Raw genomic sequence first — 24,203 nt, forward strand, 5'->3', positions numbered from 1 at the left:
CGCCGGGAGTCAGAGCTCGGGGCCGTCCCCGGGCTCCTCCTGGTAGGAGTAGCGCTGTTCCTTCCAGGGGTCGCCGACGTTGTGGTAGCCGCGCTCCTCCCAGAAGCCGCGGCGGTCGGCGGTCATGTACTCCACGCCGCGGACCCACTTGGGGCCCTTCCAGGCGTACAGATGGGGGACGACGAGGCGCAGCGGGAAGCCGTGTTCCGCCGTCAGCAGCTCGCCGTCCTTGTGGGTGGCGAGGATGGTCCGCTCGGAGGCGAAGTCCGCGAGGCGCAGGTTGGAGCTGAAGCCGTACTCGGCCCACACCATCACATGAGTGACCGCGGGGGCGGGCGGCGCGATCCGCAGGATCGTCCGGGCCGGGATGCCGCCCCATTCGGCGCCGAGCATGCTGAACTTCGTCACGCAGTGAAGATCGGCCATGACGGTGGTGTACGGAAGGGCCGCGAACTCCTCATGGGTCCAGCAGCGCTTCTCGCCGTCCGCGGTCGCGCCGAAGACCCGGAACTCCCAGCGCTCGGAGCGGAACTTGGGAACGGGTCCGTAGTGGGTGACCGGCCAGCCCCGTTGCAGCCGCTGTCCCGGCGGGAGCTCGGGCTGTACCGCTCCTCCCGAATCGTGTTCTCCCGATTCACGCTCCTCCGGCTGACCCATGTCTCCATCCTGACAGACCGGGAACGGTGCACCTGACCGGCCTCTCCAAACAAGGGCAATTGCGATTAAGCATGCACTTACTTACTAAGTGAAGACTTACTGGACGATCTTGGATGCCGGTGCAATCATGCGGCCCAACCTGCCAGTTCCCCCCGCGCGGAAGGAGCCTCTGCGATGCAGGGCGACCCCGAGGTCATCGAATTCCTCAACGAGCAGCTCACCGGTGAGCTGACCGCGATCAACCAGTACTTCCTGCACGCGAAGATGCAGGAGAACTTCGGTTGGACGAAGCTCGCGAAGTACACGCGTCACGAGTCCTTCGACGAGATGAAGCATGCGGAGGTGCTCACCGACCGCATCCTCTTTCTCGAAGGGCTGCCGAACTACCAGCGGCTCTTCCACGTACGCGTGGGACAGACCGTCAAGGAGATGTTCGAGGCGGACCGGCAGGTCGAGGTCGAGGCCATCGACCGCCTCAAGCGGGGCATCAAGGTGATGCGCGAGAAGGGCGACATCACGTCCGCCAACATCTTCGAGTCGATCCTCGAGGACGAGGAGCACCACATCGACTACCTGGACACCCAGCTGGAGCTTCTCGAGAAGCTCGGTGATGCGCTCTACATCGCGCAGCTGGTCGAGCAGCCGGAGAGCTAGGCCGCCTCGTCCAGTTCGGCGTAGGCAGGCTCGGTGCGGGCGCGGTCGGTGAGGGCCGGCTCGCCCCGCTCCACGAGCTCGGGGCGCGGGGTTGCGCCGCGACCGAGAACCGACTGGATGCGACGGACGCAGGAACCGCAGTCCGTGCCCGCCTTGCAGGCGGAGGCTATCTGGCGGGGGGTGCAGGCACCGTCCTCCGCGTGCTGCTTGACCTGCTGCTCGGTGATCCCGAAACAACTGCAGACGTACACGCGGCTCACCTCCGGGCGGGGTCGGATCGCTCTCCCCGATGATCGGTGAGGCTAACCTAACCTTACCCGGCGGACAGGAAGCGCAAAAGTGGAGCGGGGCGCGGATCGTATGTGATCCGCGCCCCACTTCATGCCCTGGTAACAGGCGAAGCCGTCACTGGTCCCTGTACATCTCCGCGACGAGGAACGCCAGGTCGAGGGACTGGCTGCGGTTCAGACGCGGGTCGCAGGCCGTCTCGTAGCGCTGGTGCAGGTCGTCGACGAAGATCTCGTCGCCGCCGCCCACGCACTCGGTGACGTCGTCACCGGTGAGCTCGACGTGGATGCCGCCCGGGTGGGTGCCCAGGCCCTTGTGGACCTCGAAGAAGCCCTTGACCTCGTCGAGCACGTCGTCGAAGCGGCGGGTCTTGTGGCCGGAGGCCGCCTCGAAGGTGTTGCCGTGCATCGGGTCGGTCACCCAGGCCACGGTGGCACCGGAGGCGGTGACCTTCTCGATCAGCTCGGGCAGCTTGTCGCGGACCTTGTCGGCGCCCATACGGACGATGAAGGTCAGCCGGCCCGGCTCGCGCTCGGCGTCCAGGCGCTCGATGTACTGCAGCGCCTCCTCTGCCGTCGTCGTCGGGCCGAGCTTGATGCCGATCGGGTTGCGGATCTTCGAGGCGAACTCGATGTGCGCGCCGTCCAGCTGCCGGGTGCGCTCACCGATCCACACCATGTGCCCGGAGACGTCGTAGAGCTGCCCGGTGCGGGAGTCGACACGGGTCAGCGCCGACTCGTAGTCCAGCAGCAGCGCCTCGTGCGAGGAGTAGAACTCGACCGTCTTGAACTCCTCCGGGTCGGCCCCGCAGGCGTGCATGAAGTGAAGCGCGTTGTCGATCTCGCGGGCCAGCTGCTCGTAGCGCTGGCCGGACGGGGACGACTTCACGAAGTCCTGGTTCCAGGCGTGCACCTGGCGCAGGTCGGCGTAGCCGCCGGTGGTGAAGGCGCGCACCAGGTTCAGCGTGGAGGCGGACGCGTTGTACATCCGCTTCAGGCGCTCGGGGTCCGGGACGCGGGCGGTCTCGTTGAAGTCGAAGCCGTTGACCGAGTCGCCGCGGTAGGTCGGCAGCGTCACGCCGTCGCGGGTCTCGGTGCCCTTGGAGCGCGGCTTGGAGTACTGGCCGGCGATGCGGCCGACCTTCACGACCGGCACCGAGGCGGCGTACGTCAGCACGGCGCCCATCTGGAGCAGCGTCTTGAGCTTGTTGCGAATGTGGTCGGCGGACACCGCGTCGAACGCCTCGGCGCAGTCGCCGCCCTGGAGGAGGAACGCCTCGCCCTTGGCGACGGCCGCCATCCGGGCGCGCAGCTGGTCGCACTCGCCCGCGAAGACGAGCGGCGGATACGACTCGAGGTCCGCGATCACTGCGCGCAGAGCCTCGGTGTCGGGGTACTCGGGCTGCTGCGCCGCGGGCAGGTTTCGCCAGGTGTTGCCAGCACTCGTGCTGGTCTTAGCGTTCACGGTCACGACCTCAACATTACGGGGTCGTGTCGGGCGTCCCGCCCCATGCCCAGCAATTGAGACACGGGATACGGCACTCGGACATGCGGTAGGGTGCCTCGCATGTTCGCGCATTCGACCCAGAACTGGTGGTGGACCGCTCATCCGGCGGCCCACTGAATAGCGCGTACGCAAGACTTCGCGAAGGCCGCCCGAGGGGCGGCCTTCGGCGTTTCCGGGGCCGTTCCTCTCCGTCGAGCACGATCGACGACGATCGAGAAGGAACCCGGAGCCATGAACCTGCTGGACCTGCTGCACGACCCCCGGCCTTTCGCCCTGCTGCGGCGCCGTGCCCCGGGCCGCGACGAGGACACCGTCGAGCTGCTCCTCGGCCCGGTCGGCACGTACGGCCGCCTCGCCGACCTCCCGGACGAGGGCCTCGCCCTGGTCCCCTTCCGCCAGATCCGCGAGCGCGGCTTCGACGTCCGCGACGACGGCACCCCGCTGATGTTCCTCAGCCCCGAGGAGTCGTACGAGATCCCGCTCGCCGACGTGCTCGCGCAGCTCCCGGCGCAGGACGTGCGGGTGGTGGGCGGCGGTTTCGACGTCGACGACGAGGAGTACGGCGAGATCGTCGGGCGGGTGCTGCGCGAGGAGATCGGGCGGGGCGAGGGCGCCAACTTCGTGATCCGGCGGACGTACGAGGGGGAGATCCCGGGGTTCGCCCGTGCGGACGCCCTCGCGCTCTTCCGGCGGCTGCTCGAAGGGGAGCGGGGCGCGTACTGGACGTTCGTCGTGCACACCGGGGAGCGCACCTTGGTCGGGGCCAGTCCCGAGGTGCATGTGCGGATGGCCGGCGGCACGGTCGTCATGAACCCGATCAGCGGGACGTACCGCTATCCCGCCGAGGGCCCGACTCCGGAGCACCTGCTCGGCTTCCTCTCCGACGGCAAGGAGATCGAGGAGCTGTCGATGGTCGTCGACGAGGAACTCAAGATGATGTGCACCGTCGGCGACATGGGCGGGGTGGTGGTCGGGCCGCGGCTGAAGGAGATGGCCCATCTCGCGCACACCGAGTACGAGTTGCGCGGCAGGTCGTCGCTGGACGTGCGCGAGGTCCTGAAGGAGACCATGTTCGCGGCGACCGTCACCGGGTCACCCGTGCGGAACGCCTGCCGGGTCATCGAGCGGCACGAGGCCGGGGGGCGCGGGTACTACGCGGGTGCGCTGGCCCTGCTCGGCCGGGACTCCGGCGGCGCCCAGACGCTCGACTCCCCCATCCTGATCCGCACCGCCGACATCTCCGGCGACGGACGCCTCCGCGTCCCGGTCGGCGCCACCCTCGTGCGCGGCTCGGACCCGGCGAGCGAGGTCGCGGAGACGCACGCGAAGGCGGCGGGTGTGCTGGCGGCCCTGGGCGTGCGTCCGGGGCGGCCGCGCGCGGAGCACGCGCGCGTACGGCTCGCCGACGACCCACGCGTGCGTGCCGCGCTCGACGGGCGCCGTGCCTCGCTCGCCCCCTTCTGGCTGCGGATGCAGGAGCGGTCCGCCGAGCTCGACGGGCACGCCCTGGTCGTCGACGGGGAGGACACCTTCACGGCGATGCTCGCGCACGTGCTGCGGTCGAGCGGGCTGGACGTGACCGTCCGGCCCTACGACGAACCCGGGCTGCGGGACGCCGTGTCCGCGCACGAGGGGCCGGTCGTCCTGGGCCCAGGTCCCGGCGACCCGCGCGACCTGGACGACCCCAAGATGCGCGTCCTGCGGGAGCTGACCGCCGAGGTGATTCGCAACCACCGGCACGGCGTGCTCGGCGTCTGCCTGGGGCACGAGCTGATCGCGGCCGAGCTGGGCCTGGAGATCGTACGCAAGGAGGTGCCGTACCAGGGCGCGCAGACGGTGATCGACCTGTTCGGGCGGACCGAGACCGTGGGCTTCTACAACAGCTTCGTGGCGCGCTGCGACGACGAGGCCCGTGCGGAGCTGGCCGCGCACGGCGTCGACGTCAGCCGGAGCCCGTCGCACGAGGTGCACGCGCTGCGCGGCCCGGGCTTCGCCGGCGTGCAGTTCCACCCGGAGTCGATCCTGACGCTCGACGGGGCTTGTGTGGTGCGGGAGTTGGTCGGTCAGCTGCGTGGCACGAGCACGTTCTCGGAGCGGCGGCCGGCCCTGTAGTCGAGGACGTTGTGCACCGTGGCCTCGACGATCTGGCCGACCGCGTCCTCGGTGTAGTACGCCTGGTGGGAGCTGACCAGGACGTTCGGGAAGGTGACCAGGCGGGCCAGGGTGTCGTCCTCGATCGCCTCCAGCGACCTGTCGACGTAGAACAGTCCGGCCTCCGCCTCGTAGACGTCGAGGCCGACGCCCGTGAAGCGGCCCTCGCGCAGTTCGGCGACGAGGGCCGCGGTGTCGATCAGGCCGCCGCGGCTGGAGTTGACCAGGATCGCGTCGTCCTTCATCGCCTTCAGCGCGGCGGCGTCGATGAGGTGCTGGGTCTCCGGCATCAGCGGGACGTGCAGGGTGACGAGGTCGGACTCGGCGAGAAGCCGCTCCTTGGGGACGTAGGTCATGCCGAGTTCCCTGCAGGCGGGGTTCTCGGCGACGTCCCAGCCGAGCAGCCGCATGCCTAAGCCGCGGGCGATCCGGGTGAACGCCTCGCCGATCTTGCCGGTGCCGAGGACGCCCGCGGTGCGGCCGTGCATGTCGCGGCCCATCAGGCCGTCGAGCCGGAAGTCGAAGTCACGCGTGCGTGTGGAGGCGCGGACGATACGCCGGTTGACCGCCATGGCGAGGGTCCAGGCGAACTCGGCGACCGAGTACGGCGAGTAGTACGAGACCCGGGCGACGGTCATGCCGAGGCGCCCGGCGACGTCGAGGTCGATGTTGTTGAAGCCGGTGGAGCGCTGGGCGACCATCCGGGTGCCGCCGGCCGCGAGGATCTCCAGGACCCGGGCGCCGAGATCGGCGTTGACGCTCGTGGAGATGATCTCGTGGCCGGCCGCGATGGGCGCGGTGTCCTCGTTGAGGAAGACCTCGAGGCAGTGGACTTCGTGGTGGCCCTCGAAGGCCCGCTCGATCAGCGGCTTCTCGTCCGCCTGCACGCCGAAGGCGAGGATCTCCACGACCGCTCCCGTTGTGATGGGTGGTGGGCCGCATGCTACGGCCCACGACCCCGCCGTGCCCGGTCAGCCGAAGAAGACCCCGACCTCCTCGTACAGCTCCGGGTCCACGGTCTTCAGCCTGGCCGTCGCGTCCCCGATCGGCACGCGGACGATGTCGGTGCCGCGCAGGGCGACCATCTTGCCGAAGTCGCCGTCGCGGACGGCGTCGATGGCGTGCAGGCCGAAGCGGGTGGCGAGCCAGCGGTCGAAGGCGCTGGGGGTGCCGCCGCGCTGGATGTGCCCCAGCACCGTCGTACGGGCCTCCTTGCCCGTGCGCTTCTCGATCTCCTTGGCCAGCCACTCGCCGACACCGGACAGCCGGACGTGGCCGAAGGAGTCCAGCGACTGGTCCTTGAGGACCATCTCGCCGTCCTTGGGCATGGCGCCCTCGGCGACGACCACGATCGGGGCGTACGACGCCTTGAAGCGGGAGGTGATCCAGGCACACACCTGGTCGACGTCGAAGCGCTGCTCGGGGATGAGGATGACGTTGGCACCGCCCGCGAGGCCGGAGTGCAGGGCGATCCAGCCGGCGTGACGGCCCATCACCTCGCAGACGAGGACGCGCATGTGCGACTCGGCGGTGGTGTGCAGGCGGTCGATGGCCTCCGTGGCGATGCCGACCGCGGTGTCGAAGCCGAAGGTGTAGTCGGTGGCGGACAGGTCGTTGTCGATGGTCTTCGGTACGCCGACGACGGGGATGCCGTACTCGTCGGTCAGGCGTGCCGCCACGCCCAGGGTGTCCTCGCCGCCGATGGCGATGAGCGCCTCGACCTCCAGCTTGGCGAGGTTCTCCTTGATCCGGCGGATGCCGTTCTCCTGCTTCAGCGGATTGGTGCGCGAGGAGCCGAGGATGGTGCCGCCGCGGGGCAGGATGCCGCGCACGGCCGGGATGTCGAGGCGTACGGTGTCGCCCTCGAGCGGACCTCGCCAGCCGTCCCGGAAGCCGACGAAGTCGTAGCCGTACTCCTGCACGCCCTTGCGGACGATGCCCCGGATGACGGCGTTGAGCCCGGGGCAGTCGCCGCCTCCGGTCAGTACTCCGACCCGCATGGAAAAGTCCCTTCGCCGCGGTTGCCTGGTGATAGTCACGCTAATGGTGAGCCGCGTCACAGAGGGATGGGCGGGAAGGGCAATTCCGGTGAACTGTCAGGCGCTCGGTTTACTCGTCGTCAAGTCCGCGCTCTATCGCGTACCGCACCAGCTCGACCCTGTTGTGCAGCTGGAGCTTGCCCAGGGTGTTCTGGACGTGGTTCTGCACCGTGCGGTGCGAGATGACGAGGCGTTCGGCGATCTGCTTGTAGCTCAGGCCCTTGGCGACCAGCCGCAGCACCTCGGTCTCACGGTCGGTGAGCTGGGGGACCTTGGGCTCGTCGGGGTCCGAGGACGGCGCGGGATCGGAGGCGAGGCGGCGGTACTCGCCGAGGACCAGGCCGGCGAGGCCGGGCGTGAACACCGGGTCGCCGACGGCCGTGCGGCGCACCGCGTCCAGCAGTTCGTCGGTGGACGCCGACTTCAGCAGATAGCCGGTGGCTCCCGACTTCACCGCTTCCAGTACGTCGGCGTGCTCGCCGCTCGCCGACAGCACCAGGACGCGCAGGGCCGGGTTGTGGCCGACGAGTTCCTTGCAGACCTGGACGCCGGGCTTGGCGGGCAGGTTGAGGTCGAGGACGAGCACGTCGGGGGCGACGGCCTTGGCGCGGCGCACGGCCTGGTCGCCGTCGCCCGCGGTGGCCACCACGTCGAAGCCGGACTCGGTCAGGTCGCGGGCGACGGCGTCGCGCCACATGGGGTGGTCGTCGACCACCATGACCTTGATCGGGCCCTGCTGCTCACTCATCGATGCCCCGCCTTCGCGTCCTTGGGTACGTTCAGCTCGACTTCCGTGCCCTGGCCCGGCACCGAGATCAGCTCGGCGCTGCCGCCGAGTTCGCGCAGCCGGCCCCGGATCGACAGCGCGACCCCGAGGCGCCCCTCGCCCTCGGCCTGGGCGAGCCGCCCCTCGGGGATGCCGGGCCCGTCGTCCCGTACGGTCACCACGACCTCGCCGGGCTCGTCCTCGACGAGGATCCACGCGCGCGCGTGCTCACCGGCGTGCTTGTGGACGTTGTCCAGGGCGGCGCCGACGGCGGCGGCCAGCTCCTTCGCGGCGGGCGCGGGCAGCAGCACGGGGGCGCCGGGTTCGGCGAAGCTGACCTTCGCGGCGGCGTACGGGGCGAGCAGCGCGCGCAGATCCACCGGGGCGTCCTCGTCGTACGACGGTTCCTCCACGGTCCGTACGATCGCGCCCTCGGCCGCGCTCTCCGACGCACGCGAGAGCGGGATCAGCCCGCCGGAGACCAGCATGCGCAGCGCGACCTCCTGCTCGCCCGCCATCCGGCCCAGCTCGGCCGCCTCACCGCCGATGACCACGCCCCGGCGCTGCACCATGGCCAGCACCTGGAGGACGCCGTCGTGGATGTCGCGGGCCAGCCGCTCCCGCTCCCGCGTCGCGGCCTCGATCTCCAGGGCCCGGGCGAGGGTGCGCTCGGAGGCGCGGGCGACCTCGACGACGTAGCCGATGGCGATGGAGGCGACCCAGACGAGGATCACGTTGTGGACGGTGTCGCGGGCCGGGGCGCCGCGCTCGATGAGGTTGGCGACGGCGACCGGCGTGGAGGCGAAGGCCGCCCAGCGCCAGCCGCCCTTGATCGCGTACGCCAGGACCGACCCGGCGGTCCATATCGACGGCAGGGTGGGGCCGCCGCTCTGGATGTGCTGGTCGTTGACGGCGAGTGGGGTGAGCAGGATGCCGGTGAGTGCGATGGCGAGGTCGACGGCGAGGAAGCGCCTGGTGCAGGCGGCCGCGTTCTGGACGAAGGGCAGGGTGGCCAGGGTCCAGACGAACAGGACGACGAAGTAGACGATCGCGATGCCCGCGTGGTCGTACTCGTCGTAGGCGGTGGCGAACAGCCCGACCGCGTACAGCATCGTCAGCACCCGGTATGCGGCGAGCGCACGCCACAGCGGCTGCTCGACCGACATCCTCATGACCTTCTCGCGCTTGGGCAACTCCCCCACCTCCGGCCCCAGACTGCCCTGTCCCCGGCCCCTAGGACCCGGACTTCTCCTTATCCGTCTGCTGCTCCTGCTTCTGTTCCTGCTTCTGTTCCTGCTTGTGCTCCTGCGCGAGTGCGGCCTTGGCCGCCTTCTCCGCTTCCTTGTCGGCCTTCGCCGCGTCCGCGATCTGCCGCTTGGCCGCGGTCGCGTACATGTCGACGTACTCCTGGCCGGAGAGCTTCATGATCTCGTACATGACCTCGTCGGTGACCGCGCGGAGCACGAAGCGGTCGTGCTCCATGCCCTGGTAGCGGCTGAAGTCGAGGGGCTTGCCGATGCGGATGCCGGGACGCATCAGCTTGGGCATCACCTGGCCGGGCGGCTGGATCTTCTCCGTGTCGATCATCGCGACCGGGATGACGGGCGCGCCGGAGGCCAGCGCCACGCGCGCCAGGCCGCCGGGCTTGCCCCGGTACAGGCGACCGTCGGGCGAGCGGGTGCCCTCGGGGTAGATCCCGAACAGCTCGCCGCGCTCCAGCACCTCCAGGCCGCTCTTGATCGCCGCCTCGCCCGCGCCGCGCGCCCCGGAGCGGTCCACCGGGAGCTGGCCGACGCTCTTGAAGAAGGCGGCCGTCAGCCGGCCCTTGACGCCAGGCGTGGTGAAGTACTCCGCCTTGGCGATGAAGGTGACCTTGCGGTCGAGCATCGTGGGCAGGAAGAACGAGTCGGAGAACGAGAGGTGATTGCTCGCCAGAATGGCGGCGCCCTCGGCCGGGATGTGCTCGAGGCCTTCCACCCAGGGCCTGAACGCGACCTTCAGCGGTCCCCCGATGGCGACCTTCATCGTGCCGTACAACAACCGAGTGCCTCCTGATTCCTTCGATCAGACCTTAACCCGGCCTGCCCCCAAAGGCGCCGACGGCCCTGGTCGGTGTCAGTGCCGTCGCGTACGGTGAAGCACACCTGGACTTCACGTGACTCTCATGAACAGGAGACCGATGGTGCCGGTCCTTCCTGGAGCCGAGCCCTACCGCCATGAGGGCGGGGAGGTCGGCGTCCTCCTCTGCCACGGCTTCACCGGTTCCCCCCAGTCGCTGCGCCCCTGGGCACGGCACCTCGCCGAGCGCGGCTTCACGGTGTCGCTGCCCCTGCTGCCCGGGCACGGCACCCGCTGGGAGGACATGCAGCTCACCGGCTGGCAGGACTGGTACGCCGAGGTGGACCGCGAGCTGCGGGCCCTGCGCGAGCGCTGCGGCGAGGTGTTCGTGGCGGGCCTGTCCATGGGCGGCACCCTGGCGCTGCGCCTGGCGGCGAAGCACGGGGAGACGGTCCGCGGGGTGATGGTCGTCAACCCGGCGAACCGCATGCACGGGCTTTCCCCTTACACCCTTCCGGTGGCACGTCATCTCGTACGGACGACGCCCGGCATCGCGAGCGACATCGCCAAGGAGGGCAGCGCCGAACTGGGCTACGACCGGGTGCCGCTGCACGCGGCCCACTCCCTGCGGAACTTCTTCCGGCTCGTCGACCGCGAACTGCCGCAGGTCACCCAGCCGCTGCTGGTGCTGCGCAGTCCGCAGGACCACGTGGTGCCGCCCGCCGACTCGGCGCGGATCCTCAGCCGGGTCTCCTCGCGGGACGTGACCGAGGTCGTGCTGGAACAGAGCTACCACGTCGCGACGTTGGACCATGACGCGGACCGGCTTTTCGACGAGAGCGTCGCGTTCATCGGCCGGCTCGCACCCGGTGTCGGCAAGGAAGGGACGGCCGTAGGTGGCTGAGCACGACTCGGACCGCGAGGGCCGCGAGCCGGACGAGCAGGGTGTCCCCTTCGACGAGGCGGCGGCCTGGGCCGCCATCGTCGCGGGCTACGGCGAGGAGCCGAAGGATCCGCCGGGCTCCAAGCCCTTCAAGCCGATCGAGGATCTAGGGCTGCTCGAACCGGAGACCAACGACCAGCCGGAGGACGAGAGCCCGAAGCACGAGAAGCCCGCGAAGCCCCTCGGTGGCTCGGTCTCCTTCGCGCCCGGCGTGGGCCCCCGTGACTTCAAGGCCGCCGAACCGTCCGAGGACGACTTCGACGAGGACGACGAGGGCCACTTCGTCCCGCCGGAGCCGCCGGCGCTGCCCGCCGCCGACACGACCGCGAAGTTCGCCTGGCTGGGCGTGATCGGCGGCCCGATCCTGCTCCTGCTGGCGGTGGTGCTCGGCTGGGAGATGACCTGGTGGCTCGCCACGCTCAGCATCGGCGGCTTCGTGGGCGGCTTCGCCACCCTGGTGGTGCGGATGAAGACGGACGACGAGGAGGACGACGACCCGGGACGCGGAGCCGTCGTCTGACCACCGCGCATGCCATCGGCTAACTGCCGGGAACTCTGAGGGCGGCCAGCACCGGAAGGTGGTCCGTGGCCGCCCTCAGGTCTGTCTCCGTCACCCCCGGCTGCCCCAGCGGCACCCCGCAGCCCAGCACCTCGACGCCCTTCGTCGCGAAGATCGCGTCGATGCGCTGGAAGGGGGTGACCGGGTTGAAGGTGTTCTCGCCGCCCCAGGGCGTGACGGCCCGGCAGTCCTGGAGGTCGTCGGCGAGACGCTGGAAGGTGGGGCCGCCGGGGCGCTCGTTCAGGTCGCCGCCCGCCACCGCATGGTCCACGCCGAGGCCGGCGAGACGGTCGAGCAGCATGCCGCCCTGCTCCTGGCGCTCGTCCTTCTGCAGGGAGAGGTGGCAGCTCAGCACGCCGAGCCGGGCGCCGCCGAACCGGACGACGGCGGTGGCGAAACCGCGGCGGTGCTGCCCGGGCGTGAGCGGCAGGAGCACGTCCTCGGTGCGTTCGACGGTCGCGCGCAGCGTGCACAGGATCGCGGGGCCGGCGGCCGTCGCCCCGCCGGTGAGGATCACCTGACCGGAGGCGGCCGCCAGCCGGGCCAGTTTCTTGCGCCAGCGGAAGAAGCGGGGAGCTTCCTGGACCAGTACGAGGTCGGGGGCGCAGGCGCCGATGACCCGGGCGAGGGCCTCGGTGTCGTCGCGCATGGAGCGGATGTTGTAGCTGAGCACGCGGATGACGGCAGAACCGTCGGGTTCCGTGCGGGAGTTGGGCAGCGGGATCGAAGTCGCCATGACGATCAACATACGACGAGGCCCGCCGCCCCGGAGCGGGGCACGGCGGGCTCATCACGTACTGGCGTCCTCGGAACTACATGATCGGGTCGGGCTCGCGGGCCAGGTCGGCCGCGCCCACCAGGCCCGCGTCGTTGCCCAGCCGGGCCGCGATGACGTCCGCCACCGGGCGCCAGTTGCCGCCGACCAGCCAGCGCTTGTAGGACTTGCGGATCGGGTCCAGGACCAGTTCGCCCTCGTCGGAGAGGCCGCCGCCGACGATGAAGGCGGAGGGGTCGAAGAGCGAGGCCAGATCGGCGAGGCCCGCGCCGGCCCAGCGGGCCAGCTCGCGGTAGGAGTCGACGGCGACCAGGTCGCCCTGCCGGGCGGCCATGGAGATGTGCTTGCCCTCGATGCCGTCGGGGGTGCCGTCACCCAGGCCGAGCAGGATCTCGGCGTTCTCGGGGGTCGCGTTGGCGCGCTGCTTGGCGTATCTGACCAGGGCGCGACCCGAGGCGTACTGCTCCCAGCAGCCCTGCGAGCCGCAGCCGCACAGCAGGCCGTCCGGCACCATCCGGATGTGGCCGAATTCGGCGGCGACGCCGAAGTGGCCGCGGCGCAGCTTGTTGCCGATGATGATGCCGCCGCCCAGGCCGGTGCCGAGGGTGATGCAGATGACGTTGCGGTGGCCCTTGCCGGCGCCGAACTTGTACTCGCCCCACGCGGCGGCGTTGGCGTCGTTCTCCACGACGACGGGCAGGCCCACGCGGGCCTCGACCTTCTGCTTCAGCGGCTCCTGGCGCCAGTCGATGTTCGGCGCGAAGTACACGGTCGAGCGCTGCCGGTTCACGTATCCGGCAGCGCCGATGCCCACGCCCACGATCTCGTGCCCGGCGCGCGCGCCCTCCACGGCGGAGGCGATGGCGTCCACGATCCCGTCAGGCGTGCCCGGGGTGGGCACCTTGTAGGTCGAGAGGATGTTGCCCTCCTCGTCGACCACGCCTGCCGCGATCTTGGTACCGCCGATATCGACGCCGATGGTGAGTCCCATGAATCCCTCAGTTTCGGTCGAGCCCCGCTACGGCAACCGTACCCGAGGCCCTGCCGTCACATCCGCGTCGTCCACCCGCCGGGCAGGCAGCGGCCCGGCGGTGCGTTTCGAGGGGGGAATCAGTCCAGGTCGATGCGCTGCCCGGGGCCGGTTCCCTCGCCGCCGTCGCGGCGCTCGTCGAGGTCCTTGCGCACATCCGCAGCACGGGTCGTCCAGCGCTGCTCCTGGGCCTGGACCGCGGAGCGGTAGGCGGCCAGCAGTTCGTTGCCCGCGGCGGCGAGGTGGTCGAAGACGTCCGGATTGCGCTCGATGACGGGTTCCACGGCGGCCTTCGCCTGCTCGACGACCTGCCGCACCACCTGCTGCGCGGCGGGTCCGGCGACGGAGCCGAGCAGCGGGGACTGGATCGACGACAGCTTGTCCGAGACGGCGTCGACGAGTTTGCGCAGTTCCTCGGCGGCCGAGCCCGGGGGCGCGCCGTACTCGACACGGCGGCGGGCCTTCTCCGCCGCGAGGTCCTCGGCGCACGCCGTCGACCAGGCGTCGGCGTCGGTCGCCCGGACCTCGTCGATCGCCTCGTGCTCCTCGGCGTCTGACGGGGGGAGCTCTTCGCTCATGACGACCTCCTGACTACGGTTCGTCTCTACGACGTTACCCGAACGGGCGTATGTGCTTCACCGGGTCCCGGGCCACAGACCGGGGTCCGGCGCGAACCGGATGCACAGTTCGCCCTCGCGCAGCGCGGCCCCCTCGACGGTGCAGCGGCGCAGGGCGGACGGCAGCGCCACGATCCGGCGGAACCGGCCCGCCGCGACGACGAGTTCGTCGCCCCGCCGGATGAGGTCGAGATCGTCGCGTATGGCGCCGGGCAGCGGGAGCCGCCAGACGAGCACGCCGTCGTCGGCGAGCGTGTCGTCGACGGGCCACTCGACCGTGGAGCCCGTGTCCTTGACGCCGGGGACCGGGAGGGCGGCCAGGTCCTCGGTGCCGCGCGGGTCGTGGCCGAGGTGGTGGACGGTGGTGACGTCGTACGACTCCCGCCACTCCTCCAGGGCCTTGCGCTGCTGGGCGACGGGTCCGGCCAGCCAGCCCTCGGCGGCACGCTCCGGCAGCACCCGGTTGGCGACCAGGGCGTCGGGGCGCAGGCCGCGCAGGGCGAGGCCGAGCCCGGCGCTCCGGACGGCTTCGGCGCCGGCCGGACCGGGTTCCGCGACCAGCCGGACGGTGGTGTTCCGGTCGGCGAGCACGGCCTCGACGGCGGCCAGTTCGGTGTCCCAGCGGCCGGCGGTCTCGTACAGCCACTCCGAGGGCATGGGCACGCCGGCCAGCCTGCCGAGGACCGGGCGCAGGGCGCGGGCCGCCTGGCGCTCGGGCGGGAGCAGACGGCGCAGATAGCGGCGGAGTTCCTCGGGCAGGGAGAGCAGGGCGAGCGCGTCGGCCACCGGCGGGAGATCGACGACGAGCAGGTCGAAGCGCTCCGAGAGCGCGGCGTCGCGCAGGGCCCGCAGGAAGCTGAGCTCCTCGGCGCCGGGAAGGGGCGTGACCTCCTCGGCGTCCAGCCGGGCGGCGCCGAGCAGGTCGAGGACGCCGGCCGCCCGTTCCTGGAACGCGGTGAGGTCGTCGCGGAAACCGGCGGCGGCGTCGGGGCGCCAGGCGGTGAGCTCCGGGGTGATCCGCGTGGGCTCCGGGCCCGTCGTCACGCCGAGGGCCGCGCCGAGGGTGTCGCTGCGGTCGGCGCTCAGGACGAGGGTGCGGGTTCCCTCGCGGGCCGCGGCTCGGGCGGTGGCGGCGGCGACCGTGGTACGACCGCTGCCGCCGGGGCCGGTGATCAGGATGGTGCGCATGAGGCTGAACGGTAACCGAGGCCGCCCCGCAGGCGCGTTCGAGCGGCGCCCGGCACAGCGGCTCTGCGGCCCTACTTCTCCCCGGACTCGACCCGCTTCTTCAGTCCGGCCAGAGCCCGGTCGATGATGACCTTCTCGGCCTTGCGCTTGATCATCCCGAGCATCGGGATCTTGACGTCCACCGTGAGCCGGTACGTGACCTCGGTGCCGCCCACCCCCGCCGGCTTCAGGATGTAGGAGCCGTCGAGCGAGCGGAGCATCTGGGACTTGACCAGCGTCCAGGAGACCTCGTGCGCACCGGTCCAGGTGTACGCCAGCACCTGGTCGTCCTTGATCGCGCCGGCGTCCATGACGAGGCGGACCTGCTCGGCGCGGCCCTGCGCGTCCGACGCGAGGACCTCCGCCTCCTTCACCTCGCCGGTCCAGTCCGGGTACCGGGCGAAGTCGGCGATCACCCCCATGACATCGGCCGGTGCCGCCTCGATCGTGATGCTCGAGCTGGTGTGTTCCGCCATCGCTGTGGCTCCTCCAGATGCGGGCCGGTAGAGAGGTCGTGCGCACGTGTGTGCAGCGTGAAGGCTACCGCGCACGTGAGTACCGGAGTTCACCCCCACCTGCGTTCCGGCTGCATCGTTCACTCACCATTCGAGCGCCCATGGCTTCCCGGTCCCGGCGAAGTGCCCGACGTTCACGCACTCCGTCGTTCCGATCCGCATCCGCCGGGTCAGCGGCTGGTGGACGTGGCCGAAGAGGGCGTAACGGGGGCGAGTGCGGCGGATCGCCTCCAGCAGCGCCCGGCTGCCGCGCTCGAAGCGGCGCGCGACGGTGTCGTAGACGAGTTCCGGCACCTCCGGCGGGATGTGCGTGCACAGCACGTCCACCTCGCCGACGGCGTCGAGCTTGGCCGCGTACTCCTCGTCACCCATCTCGTACGGAGTGCGCATGGGGGACTTGAGGCCGCCGCCCACGAAGCCGAAGGTCAGGCCGCCGATCTCCACGCGCTCGCCGTCGAGCACCTGCGTGCCCGGACCGGCGTACTCGCGCCACAGGGGCGGCAGGTCGACATTGCCGTAGGTGGCATACGTCGGAGTGGGGAACGCGGCGAAAATCTCGGCGTATTGCTTGCGCACCGCGTGCTCGATCACGGCGGCCCGGTCGGCGCCGACGCCCCGCCACAGCAGAGCCCCGAGGTCCCGCGCCTCCTCGAACCGGCGGGCGGTGCGCAGCTCGACGAGGCGGTCGGCGTTCTCCCGGCCGAACAGATCGGGGAAGATCCCGCGCGAGTGGTCGGCGTAGTCGAGGAAGAGCACGAGGTCACCCAGGCAGATCAGGGCATCGGCGCCCTCGCCGGCGGTGGCCAGGTCACGGACGTTGCCGTGCACGTCGCTGACCACATGAACACGGGTTTTGCGGTTGCCGGCCGGTGTGGATGCCATGGCGATCAAGGGTAAGCGTGTGCGGTCTACGTGAACAGTGCCGGGTGACCTCACGGTTACTGGCCAGTCAGTTAGCGGGTGGACTACCGTACGCGAAGGAACACCAGCCTGTGTGACGCAGCGAACATCTCGCCGGAACCCCCTGTCGAAGAAGCCATACCGGCGGGTAACGTCCGGGCCGTCCAGTCGTGCTCAGGATTTCAACCTCTGAACACCTGAGTACCTGCCCGAGCCGTGGACCCCCGTCGCATCACACAACGTCGTGGCGCCGGCGCCCTATGAGGAGCAGCAGTCTTGCGCGAGTTCAGCCTTCCGGCTTTGTACGAGGTCCCTGCGGACGGCAATCTGACCGACATCGTCCGGAGAAACGCCGCGCAGCATCCCGATGTCGCCGTCATCGCCCGCAAGGTGGGCGGCGCCTGGCAGGACGTGACGGCCGCGGCCTTCCTGACCGAGGTGCACGCCGCCGCCAAGGGGCTCATCGCCTCCGGCATCCAGCCCGGCGACCGCGTCGCCCTGATGTCCCGCACGCGTTACGAGTGGACGCTGCTGGACTTCGCGATCTGGTGCGTGGGCGCGATCACCGTGCCGGTCTACGAGACCAGCTCGGCGGAGCAGGTGCAGTGGATCCTCTCCGACTCGGGCGCCACGGCGGTCGTCGTGGAGCTGGACAACCACCTGGCCGCCGTCGAGTCGGTGCGCGACCGGCTGCCCGCCCTCAAGCACATCTGGCAGATCGAGGCCGGCGCGCTCGAGGAGCTGGGCAACCTCGGCAAGGGCGTCACCGACGGGATGGTCGAGGACCGCAGCTCGCTGGCGCGGGCGGACGACCCGGCGACCATCATCTACACCTCGGGCACCACCGGCCGCCCCAAGGGCTGTGTGCTCACCCACCGCAGCTTCTTCGCCGAGTGCGGCAACATCGTGGAGCGGCTGCGCCCGCTGTTCCGTACCGGTGAGTGCTCGGTCCTGCTGTTCCTCCCGCTCGCGCACGTCTTCGGCCGCATGGTGCAGATCGCCCCGCTGATGGCGCCGATCAAGCTGGGCACCGTCCCGGACATCAAGCAGCTCACCGACGAGCTGGCCTCCTTCCGCCCGACCCTGATCCTCGGTGTCCCCCGGGTGTTCGAGAAGGTCTACAACTCGGCGCGCGCCAAGGCGCAGGCGGACGGCAAGGGCAAGATCTTCGACAAGGCCGCGGACACCGCCATCGCGTACAGCAAGGCGCTGGACACCCCCTCGGGCCCCTCGCTCGGCCTGAAGATCAAGCACAAGACGTTCGACAAGCTCGTCTACAGCAAGCTGCGCGCGGTGCTCGGCGGCCGGGGCGAGTACGCCATCTCCGGCGGCGCCCCGCTGGGCGAGCGCCTCGGTCACTTCTTCCGCGGCATCGGCTTCACGGTCCTGGAGGGCTACGGCCTGACCGAGTCCTGCGCGGCCACCGCCTTCAACCCCTGGGACCGGACCAAGATCGGCACGGTCGGCCAGCCGCTGCCGGGCTCGGTGATCCGCATCGCGGACGACGGCGAGGTGCTGCTGCACGGCGAGCACCTGTTCAAGGGCTACTGGAACAACGAGACCGCGACGGCCGAGGCGCTGACCGACGGCTGGTTCCACACCGGTGACATCGGCACCCTCGACGAGGACGGCTACCTGAGGATCACCGGTCGCAAGAAGGAGATCATCGTCACCGCGGGCGGCAAGAACGTCGCCCCGGCCGTGATCGAGGACCGCATCCGGGCGCACGCGCTGGTCGCGGAGTGCATGGTGGTGGGCGACGGGCGGCCGTTCGTGGGCGCGCTGGTCACCATCGACGACGAGTTCCTGGGCCGCTGGGCCGAGGAGTTCGGCAAACCGGCGGGGTCCACCGCGGCGTCGCTGCGTGAGGACCCCGACCTGCTGGCCGCGATCCAGACGGCGATCGACGACGGCAACGCCGCGGTGTCGAAGGCGGAATCGGTGCGGAAGTTCCGCATTCTGCCCTCCCAGTTCACGGAGGAGTCGGGCCACCTGACGCCCTCGCTGAAGCTCAAGCGCAACGTGGTGGCGAAGGACTACGCGGGCGAGATCGAGGCGATCTACGCGAAGTAGTACGCCTTCTCCCGGTGCGTCATGGCGCGGTGTCCTCGGCGAGGACCCGCGCCATCGTCCGTTCGGCGAGCGCGGTGATCGTCACGAACGGGTTCACGCCGATGTTGCCCGGCACCAGCGAGCCGTCGGTGACATAGAGCCTGGGATAGCCCTTCACCCGGCCGTAGTCGTCGGTCGCCCGGCCCAGCACGCAGCCGCCCAGCGGGTGGTAGCAGAAGTCGTCGGCGAAGACCTTGCTGGACGACCCGAACAGGTCGTAGCGGTAGATCGTGGCGTTGGCCGCGTTGACGCGGTCGAAGAGCTTCTTGGCCATCGCCACCGAGACCGCGCTCTGCGCGGCGCTCCAGCCGAGCTTGACCGTGTCGCTCGCGGCGTCGTAGGTGAACGCCGCCCGTTCCGGGTTCTTGGTGATCGCCAGGTAGAGACTGACCCAGGTCTCGAACCCGATGGGCAGCGGGGCGATCTCGGCGAACACGGGGTTGGCGGTGTTGGCCCAGTCGTCGATGCCCATGACGGGCATGGTCGACTGGTTGGCGCCGACGATGTCCCAGATGTGGTTGGCGCGTCCGAGCATGGTGTTGCCGTTGGTGCCCCAGCCGGCGCCGACGCTGGAGTTGAGCGCCGGCAGGGCGCCGGTGTCGCGGGCCCGGACCAGCAGTTCGGTGGTGCCGACGCTGCCGCCGCCCAGGAAGAGGTACGCGCAGTTGTACTGCTTGGTCTCGACGACCGCGCCGCTGGTGTCGATCCGGTCGACGGTGAGCAGCCAACTCCCGTCGCCCGCCCGGCTGATGGCCTTCACCCTCTCCAGGGTGTTGATGGTGACGTTGCCGGTCCCGAGCGCCGAGGCCAGATACGTCTTGTCCAGGCTCCGCTTGCCGTAGTTGTTGCCGTAGATGACCTCTTTTCCGAGCGCGGACCTGGTGGCCGTGCCGGCCGCCTCGCGCTGCATGTAGCCGAAGTCGTAGACGTTGGGCACGAAGGTGGTCTTCAGGCCGGCGTTCGCGGCGGCCTTCCGGGAGGTGCGGGTGAACCGGTACCACTCGGTCGACTCGAACCACGCGGGGTCGACGGTGTTGACGCCGAGCATGGAACGGGCGCGCGGGAAGTACGTGTCGTACATCTCGCCCGCGTCCACGGTGGGGAACTGCTCGGTGAAGTACGACTGGAGCGGCGTGACCGCCATCCCGCCGTTGACCAGGGAGCCGCCGCCGACGCCTCGCCCCAGGTACACCGACATGTTGTCGAAGTGCACGCGGTCCAGGACGCCCGGGTAGGCGGTGATGTCCTTGTTGACGACGTCCAACCACAGGAACGTGGCCAGCGGGGCCTCGGTGCGGGTGCGGAACCACATGGAGCGCTGGTCCGGCGCGGCAGTGGAGCAGAAGATCTTGCCGTCGGAGCCGGACGTGTTCCACAGCCGGCCCATCTCCAGGACGAGGGTGCGGATGCCGGCCTGGCCGAGCCGGAGGGCGGCTACGGCGCCGCCGTAGCCCGAACCGACCACGATGGCGGGCGCGTTGTCGACCGGGGCCGCCTCCTCGGCGGCCTGCGCGGACTTCAGGCCGATGCGGGTGAGACCGGCCGCGGCGGCCGTCTGGAGGGCTACCATGCCCAGGATTTGACGTCTCGTCAGCTGACGCTGCATCAGTTTTGCTGTCATGCGCGCAGCATCGGCGGATTATCTGCTTCCGCCTAGAGCAGCGTCTTCAACTTCTCCGCCAAAAGGTCCCAGCGCCACTTCTCCTCGACCCACTCCCGTCCCCTCTCCCCCATGCGGCGCCGCAGTTCCGCGTCGCCGAGCAGGACGGTGATCCGGTCGGCGGCCTCCTCGGGGGAGCCGCCGCGCACGACCCAGCCGGTCTCGCCGTCGAGCACGGCGTCGGGAGCGCCGCCGGAGTCGCCCGCGACGACCGGCAGCCCGGTCGCCGAGGCCTCCAGGTAGACGATGCCGAGGCCCTCGACGTCGAGCCCGCCCCGGCGGGTGCGGCACGGCATCGCGAAGACGTCACCGGCGCCGTAGTGCGCGGGCAGCTCCGACCAGGGCACCGCGCCCGTGAAGCGCACGGAGCCGGCGACCCCGGTCTCCTGCGCCAGCCTGCGCAGGTCCTTCTCGTACGGGCCGCCGCCGACGATCAGCAGCACGGCGTCCGGCTCGGCTGCCAGGATGCGGGGCATGGCGCGGATGAGGGTGTCCTGCCCCTTGCGCGGCACCAGCCGGGACACGCAAACGACCACCGGCCGGTCCGTCAGCCCCAGCCGCGCCCGGACCGCGTCGCCGCCCGACTCCGGGTGGAAGGTCTTCTCGTCCACGCCCGGCGGCAGCTGCACCATCCGCCCGGCCGCCCGCGGCGTCAGCGCGGTGGCGATCCTGGAGCGCGTGTACTCGCCGAGGTAGGTGATCGTGTCCGTCGACTCCCCGATCCGGCGCAGGAGTTGGCGCGCGGCGGGCAGCTGCGCCCAGCCGGCCTCGTGCCCGTGGGTGGTGGCCACCAGCCGCTCGGCGCCCGCCTTCCGGAGCGCCGGCGCCATCAGCGCGAGCGGCGCCGCCGCCCCGAACCACACCGACGTGCACCCGTGCTCCCGCAGCAGCCCGACGGCCGTGCGGGTGGCCGCCGGAGTGGGCAGCAGCATCGTCGTACGGGCACGTACGACGGTGAAGGGCTGCTCGGCGTCGAAGGCGGCCGTCGCCTCCACGCCCTCCCGGCTCCGCTTCCAGGTGGAGGCGTGGACCACGAGCCGCTCGGGGTCGAGCCGCAGCGCCATGTTGTGCAGGAACGCCTGGATGCCGCCCGGGCGGGGCGGGAAGTCGTTCGTCACGATGAGGGTCTTGTGCATCGCCGCCGACCTTATCCAACCGGCGTGCACACCTCGTCACGGCCACGTTTATGGCGGGCACACAGCCGGGCAGGACATCATGTTCTCCTCAAGAGTGACTCCTCACGGGGGAGACGGACGGACGGGGGCTTCGGTGGACATGGCGGCGGCGAGGCGGTCCCTGGCGGGGCTGCTGGCGACCTGGGGCCTGACCAGGCTGTTGCTGCTGCTGTTCGTCTTCAAGGTGTTCGTCTTCCCGGGCCCGGACGTCACGACCGACGTGTCCGTGTTCTACCAGGGCTGGTACGAGACGCTGCGCCACGGCACCTTCCCGCAGAGCGACGTCACCTGGCAGTACCCGCCAGCGGCCGCCCTGGCGATCCTCTCGCCCGCGCTGCTGGGCTTCCTGTCGTACGCGAAGGCCTTCTTCGTCCTCGCCTTCCTGGCCGACCTGGCCGTCCTCCTGCTGCTGCTGTTCGCGGGCCTGCGCCCCGGCAAGACGCTGCGCGGCGCCTGGGTTTGGGTGGTGGGCGTCCCGCTGCTCGGGCCGACCGTGTACGCGCGCTACGACGTGATGGTCACCGCGGTGGCCGTGGCCGGGCTGCTCGCGGGCGCCCGCCGGCCCCGGCTGATGGGCGCCCTGCTGGCCTTCGGAGCGATGCTGAAGGTGTGGCCGGCGCTGCTGCTGGTCGGCGCCCGCAGACGCGCGGCCTGGGCGTGGGCGGCGGCGACCGCGCTCGCGATCGCGGCGGCGTTCGCGCTGACCATGCCGGGTTCGCTCGCCTTCCTGACCTTCCAGCGCAACCGCGGCACCGAGGTGGAGTCGCTGGGCTCCCTCGTCTTCCACGTCGCCCGGCACTTCGGCTGGAACGGCCAGGTGGCGCTGAACTACGGCTCGGTGGAGTTCCTCGGCCCCTACGTGACCCTCGTCAGCTCGGCCGCCCTGTTCCTGACCGGGATCGCCTTCGGCTGGCTGCTGCTGTGGCGGCTGATGGCGACGCGGTTCCTGCCGAACACGCTCGCCGACGCGGCCTTCGTGGCGGTGCTGATGTTCACGGCCACGAGCCGGGTGATCAGCCCGCAGTACATGGTCTGGCTGGTCGGGACGGCGGCCGTCTGCCTGTGCTTCCGCGGCAGCCGGATGCGGCTGCCGGTCTGGCTGGTCCTGGCGGCCGCCTTCGCGACGGTCCTGGAGTTCCCCCTCTGGTTCCAGCACGTCGTGATGAGCGACACCCTCGGCGTCACACTCCTCGTCCTGCGCAACGGCCTGCTGCTCGTCGCCGCCCTGCTCGCCGCCGTGGAGCTGTGGCGGTCGACGGTGCCGCGCGAGCCGGTGCCGCCGCTGCCGGTGCAGGCGACCCGCACGCGCGAGGCGTCGCCGTCCTCCTGAGGCCATCGGCCGCCCGGATCAGCCGAGTTGGGTCCGCAGGTAGTCCTGCCACTGCCGGACGAAGTCGTCCGGCGTCGTGCCGAGTACCTTCTTCATCGCGTCCTCGACCGAGCCCGTCCGCGTCCTGTGGTCGCCGACCGCCCGGTAGAACTTCCCGAGGCGTTCCTGGCCCCACCGGTCGGCGATCAGCCGGCAGGCCAGCCAGCCGCCCTCGTAGGACTGCGCGAGCTTCGTGGCGTCGCCGCTGAACCCGAAGTCCTTGTCGGTCGGCAGCCGGGACGGCATGTGCCCGTCGTCGACCGAGCGCGCGAGCTCCGGCGCGGCCTCGGCCGGGGTGCGGTCGGTGCTGAGATAGCCGATCCAGTCGGCGTACCCCTCGGACAGCCACAGCGGGGTGGCGGCGTTGGTGTGGGCGCGGGTGGCGACATGGGTGGTCTCGTGGGTCAGCACGACCTGCTTGCCCACGGGGCCGAGCAGGGCGTACGCGTCCGGGTTGACGACGATGCGGTCCGCGGGCGCCTGCGGCGGGCCGCCCACCTCGCCGGTGGTGACCGCCGCGATCCCGCGGTACTGGGAGGCGGGCGAGCCGAGCAGCCCGGCCATGCCCTCCACCGACGCCGGCACGAGCACCACGACGTGCCCGGTCCAGTCCAGGCCCCACACCCGGGACACGTTCGGCACCGCGTCGTCCGCGAGGTCGGCGTAGGTGTGCAGCGCCTCGCTGGACTGCCCGGTGCCGAGGACGATGCTGTGCCTCCCGCGCACGACGGTCACCGGGCCCTGGTCCCACAGCTGCTGGGCGGACTTCCTGGCGGGCCTGTCGCTGTCCACGAACCAGTGGCCGCCCTGGTTCTTGGAGAGGGTCAGGGTGCGCCCCACGGTGACGGGGGCGTTGTCGTACCCCTCGATGCGGTACCGCAGTTCGGCGTCGGCGGTGGCCTGGGCGCCGCTGCCGTGCAGGGCGGTCACCCGGTACGACCAGGAGGCGAGCGGCACCCCGCGCAGGTTCTCGAACCAGCCGGGCGCGCCCGTCTTCGCGAAGGCCGCACGGTCGCGGTCGAGGACGGCGGTGGACCGGTGGTCGAGGACCCGCTGCAGCTCGGCCCGCCCGACGACACCGGCGGACGGCCCGCCGCAGCCCACCAGGGAAACGAGCAGCAGCACGAGCGCCACCACCGCGCATCCCGACACCCGCCTACGACCAGCCACCTTTCAGATCGTAAGGCCGATCAAGGCGGTTG

The 24,203-nt window shown here is 70.8% G+C and carries 24 protein-coding genes; 7 read left to right on the forward strand and 17 right to left on the reverse strand.

Going from position 1 to position 24,203, the window contains the following annotated elements; all coding sequences use genetic code 11:
* Positions 1-9: 9 nt before the first annotated feature.
* Complete coding sequence (locus tag ACGFYN_RS33255) at positions 10-657, reverse strand: sulfite oxidase-like oxidoreductase (RefSeq protein WP_393869635.1); 648 nt, start codon at positions 655-657, stop codon at positions 10-12.
* Between the two features lie 174 nt (positions 658-831).
* Between ACGFYN_RS33255 and bfr the strand changes: the two genes are divergently transcribed.
* A complete protein-coding gene (gene bfr, locus ACGFYN_RS33260) occupies positions 832-1,311 on the forward strand; it encodes a bacterioferritin (protein WP_393869636.1) in 480 nt (159 codons plus the stop codon).
* Here bfr and ACGFYN_RS33265 read toward each other — a convergent pair.
* Positions 1,308-1,571, reverse strand: a complete 264-nt coding sequence (locus ACGFYN_RS33265) for a bacterioferritin-associated ferredoxin (RefSeq protein WP_393869637.1) — start codon at positions 1,569-1,571, stop codon at positions 1,308-1,310. The genes bfr and ACGFYN_RS33265 overlap by 4 nt on opposite strands.
* A 145-nt stretch (positions 1,572-1,716) precedes the next feature.
* Positions 1,717-3,069: a class II 3-deoxy-7-phosphoheptulonate synthase gene (locus ACGFYN_RS33270; protein ID WP_393869638.1), complete on the reverse strand. Its 1,353-nt coding sequence runs from the start codon at positions 3,067-3,069 to the stop codon at positions 1,717-1,719.
* 96 nt (positions 3,070-3,165) lie between these two features.
* On the opposite strand from ACGFYN_RS33270, the gene ACGFYN_RS33275 reads away from it, so the two are divergent.
* Positions 3,166-3,222: a trp operon leader peptide gene (locus tag ACGFYN_RS33275; protein ID WP_071528813.1), complete on the forward strand. Its 57-nt coding sequence runs from the start codon at positions 3,166-3,168 to the stop codon at positions 3,220-3,222.
* A gap of 114 nt (positions 3,223-3,336) precedes the next feature.
* Complete coding sequence (locus tag ACGFYN_RS33280) at positions 3,337-5,217, forward strand: anthranilate synthase family protein (RefSeq protein WP_393869639.1); 1,881 nt, start codon at positions 3,337-3,339, stop codon at positions 5,215-5,217.
* On the opposite strand, the gene ACGFYN_RS33285 is transcribed toward ACGFYN_RS33280, so the two are convergent.
* From ACGFYN_RS33285 to ACGFYN_RS33305, 5 genes are all read right to left on the reverse strand, one after another.
* Complete coding sequence (locus ACGFYN_RS33285; RefSeq protein ID WP_393869640.1) at positions 5,169-6,164, reverse strand: 2-hydroxyacid dehydrogenase; 996 nt, start codon at positions 6,162-6,164, stop codon at positions 5,169-5,171. The two genes, ACGFYN_RS33280 and ACGFYN_RS33285, sit on opposite strands and share 49 nt — an antisense overlap.
* Before the next feature lie 63 nt (positions 6,165-6,227).
* Positions 6,228-7,256 carry a 6-phosphofructokinase gene (locus ACGFYN_RS33290; RefSeq protein WP_393869641.1) on the reverse strand — a complete coding sequence of 343 codons (1,029 nt, stop codon included), beginning with the start codon at positions 7,254-7,256 and terminating at the stop codon, positions 6,228-6,230.
* Between the two features lie 109 nt (positions 7,257-7,365).
* Positions 7,366-8,043 carry a response regulator gene (locus ACGFYN_RS33295; protein ID WP_393869642.1) on the reverse strand — a complete coding sequence of 226 codons (678 nt, stop codon included), beginning with the start codon at positions 8,041-8,043 and terminating at the stop codon, positions 7,366-7,368.
* Entirely contained in the window at positions 8,040-9,233 is a 1,194-nt protein-coding gene (macS, locus tag ACGFYN_RS33300) for a MacS family sensor histidine kinase (RefSeq protein WP_393869674.1), read from the reverse strand. The genes ACGFYN_RS33295 and macS overlap by 4 nt, the downstream gene beginning before the upstream one ends.
* A gap of 61 nt (positions 9,234-9,294) precedes the next feature.
* The gene (locus ACGFYN_RS33305; protein WP_393869675.1) at positions 9,295-10,086 is read right to left on the reverse strand and encodes a lysophospholipid acyltransferase family protein; all 792 of its coding nucleotides are present in this window, start codon (positions 10,084-10,086) and stop codon (positions 9,295-9,297) included.
* Between the two features lie 157 nt (positions 10,087-10,243).
* On the opposite strand from ACGFYN_RS33305, the gene ACGFYN_RS33310 reads away from it, so the two are divergent.
* On the forward strand, positions 10,244-11,023 hold the full coding sequence (locus ACGFYN_RS33310; protein ID WP_393869676.1) for an alpha/beta hydrolase: 780 nt from the start codon (positions 10,244-10,246) through the stop codon (positions 11,021-11,023).
* Positions 11,016-11,582 carry a hypothetical protein gene (locus ACGFYN_RS33315; protein ID WP_393869643.1) on the forward strand — a complete coding sequence of 189 codons (567 nt, stop codon included), beginning with the start codon at positions 11,016-11,018 and terminating at the stop codon, positions 11,580-11,582. Before ACGFYN_RS33310 ends, ACGFYN_RS33315 begins: the two co-directional genes overlap by 8 nt.
* Before the next feature lie 19 nt (positions 11,583-11,601).
* On the opposite strand, the gene ACGFYN_RS33320 is transcribed toward ACGFYN_RS33315, so the two are convergent.
* The 6 genes from ACGFYN_RS33320 to ACGFYN_RS33345 all read right to left on the reverse strand — a co-directional run bounded on the left by ACGFYN_RS33320 (position 11,602) and on the right by ACGFYN_RS33345 (position 16,667).
* Complete coding sequence (locus ACGFYN_RS33320; RefSeq protein WP_393869644.1) at positions 11,602-12,357, reverse strand: endonuclease/exonuclease/phosphatase family protein; 756 nt, start codon at positions 12,355-12,357, stop codon at positions 11,602-11,604.
* Between the two features lie 76 nt (positions 12,358-12,433).
* Positions 12,434-13,387, reverse strand: coding sequence for an ROK family glucokinase (locus ACGFYN_RS33325; protein ID WP_393869645.1), 954 nt, complete (start codon positions 13,385-13,387; stop codon positions 12,434-12,436).
* A gap of 119 nt (positions 13,388-13,506) precedes the next feature.
* Positions 13,507-14,004, reverse strand: a complete 498-nt coding sequence (locus ACGFYN_RS33330; protein WP_393869646.1) for a DUF5304 domain-containing protein — start codon at positions 14,002-14,004, stop codon at positions 13,507-13,509.
* 57 nt (positions 14,005-14,061) lie between these two features.
* Entirely contained in the window at positions 14,062-15,231 is a 1,170-nt protein-coding gene (locus tag ACGFYN_RS33335) for an ArsA family ATPase (protein ID WP_393869647.1), read from the reverse strand.
* A 71-nt stretch (positions 15,232-15,302) separates the two neighbouring features.
* Entirely contained in the window at positions 15,303-15,746 is a 444-nt protein-coding gene (locus tag ACGFYN_RS33340) for an SRPBCC family protein (protein ID WP_393869648.1), read from the reverse strand.
* Positions 15,747-15,869: 123 nt separating this feature from the next.
* The gene (locus tag ACGFYN_RS33345) at positions 15,870-16,667 is read right to left on the reverse strand and encodes a metallophosphoesterase (RefSeq protein WP_393869649.1); all 798 of its coding nucleotides are present in this window, start codon (positions 16,665-16,667) and stop codon (positions 15,870-15,872) included.
* Positions 16,668-16,961: 294 nt separating this feature from the next.
* On the opposite strand from ACGFYN_RS33345, the gene ACGFYN_RS33350 reads away from it, so the two are divergent.
* The gene (locus tag ACGFYN_RS33350) at positions 16,962-18,758 is read left to right on the forward strand and encodes an AMP-dependent synthetase/ligase (RefSeq protein WP_393869650.1); all 1,797 of its coding nucleotides are present in this window, start codon (positions 16,962-16,964) and stop codon (positions 18,756-18,758) included.
* 19 nt (positions 18,759-18,777) lie between these two features.
* Here the strand turns inward: ACGFYN_RS33350 and ACGFYN_RS33355 are convergent, their stop codons facing one another.
* Positions 18,778-20,367, reverse strand: coding sequence for a GMC oxidoreductase (locus ACGFYN_RS33355; protein ID WP_393869651.1), 1,590 nt, complete (start codon positions 20,365-20,367; stop codon positions 18,778-18,780).
* Between the two features lie 83 nt (positions 20,368-20,450).
* Positions 20,451-21,593: a glycosyltransferase family 4 protein gene (locus tag ACGFYN_RS33360; RefSeq protein WP_393869652.1), complete on the reverse strand. Its 1,143-nt coding sequence runs from the start codon at positions 21,591-21,593 to the stop codon at positions 20,451-20,453.
* A 139-nt stretch (positions 21,594-21,732) separates the two neighbouring features.
* On the opposite strand from ACGFYN_RS33360, the gene ACGFYN_RS33365 reads away from it, so the two are divergent.
* The gene (locus ACGFYN_RS33365; protein ID WP_393869653.1) at positions 21,733-22,962 is read left to right on the forward strand and encodes a glycosyltransferase 87 family protein; all 1,230 of its coding nucleotides are present in this window, start codon (positions 21,733-21,735) and stop codon (positions 22,960-22,962) included.
* A gap of 18 nt (positions 22,963-22,980) precedes the next feature.
* Here the strand turns inward: ACGFYN_RS33365 and ACGFYN_RS33370 are convergent, their stop codons facing one another.
* The gene (locus tag ACGFYN_RS33370) at positions 22,981-24,171 is read right to left on the reverse strand and encodes a hypothetical protein (RefSeq protein WP_393869654.1); all 1,191 of its coding nucleotides are present in this window, start codon (positions 24,169-24,171) and stop codon (positions 22,981-22,983) included.
* Between the last annotated feature and the right edge of the window lie 32 nt (positions 24,172-24,203).

This window comes from Streptomyces sp. NPDC048419 (assembly GCF_043200415.1).
Lineage (GTDB): Bacteria > Actinomycetota > Actinomycetes > Streptomycetales > Streptomycetaceae > Streptomyces.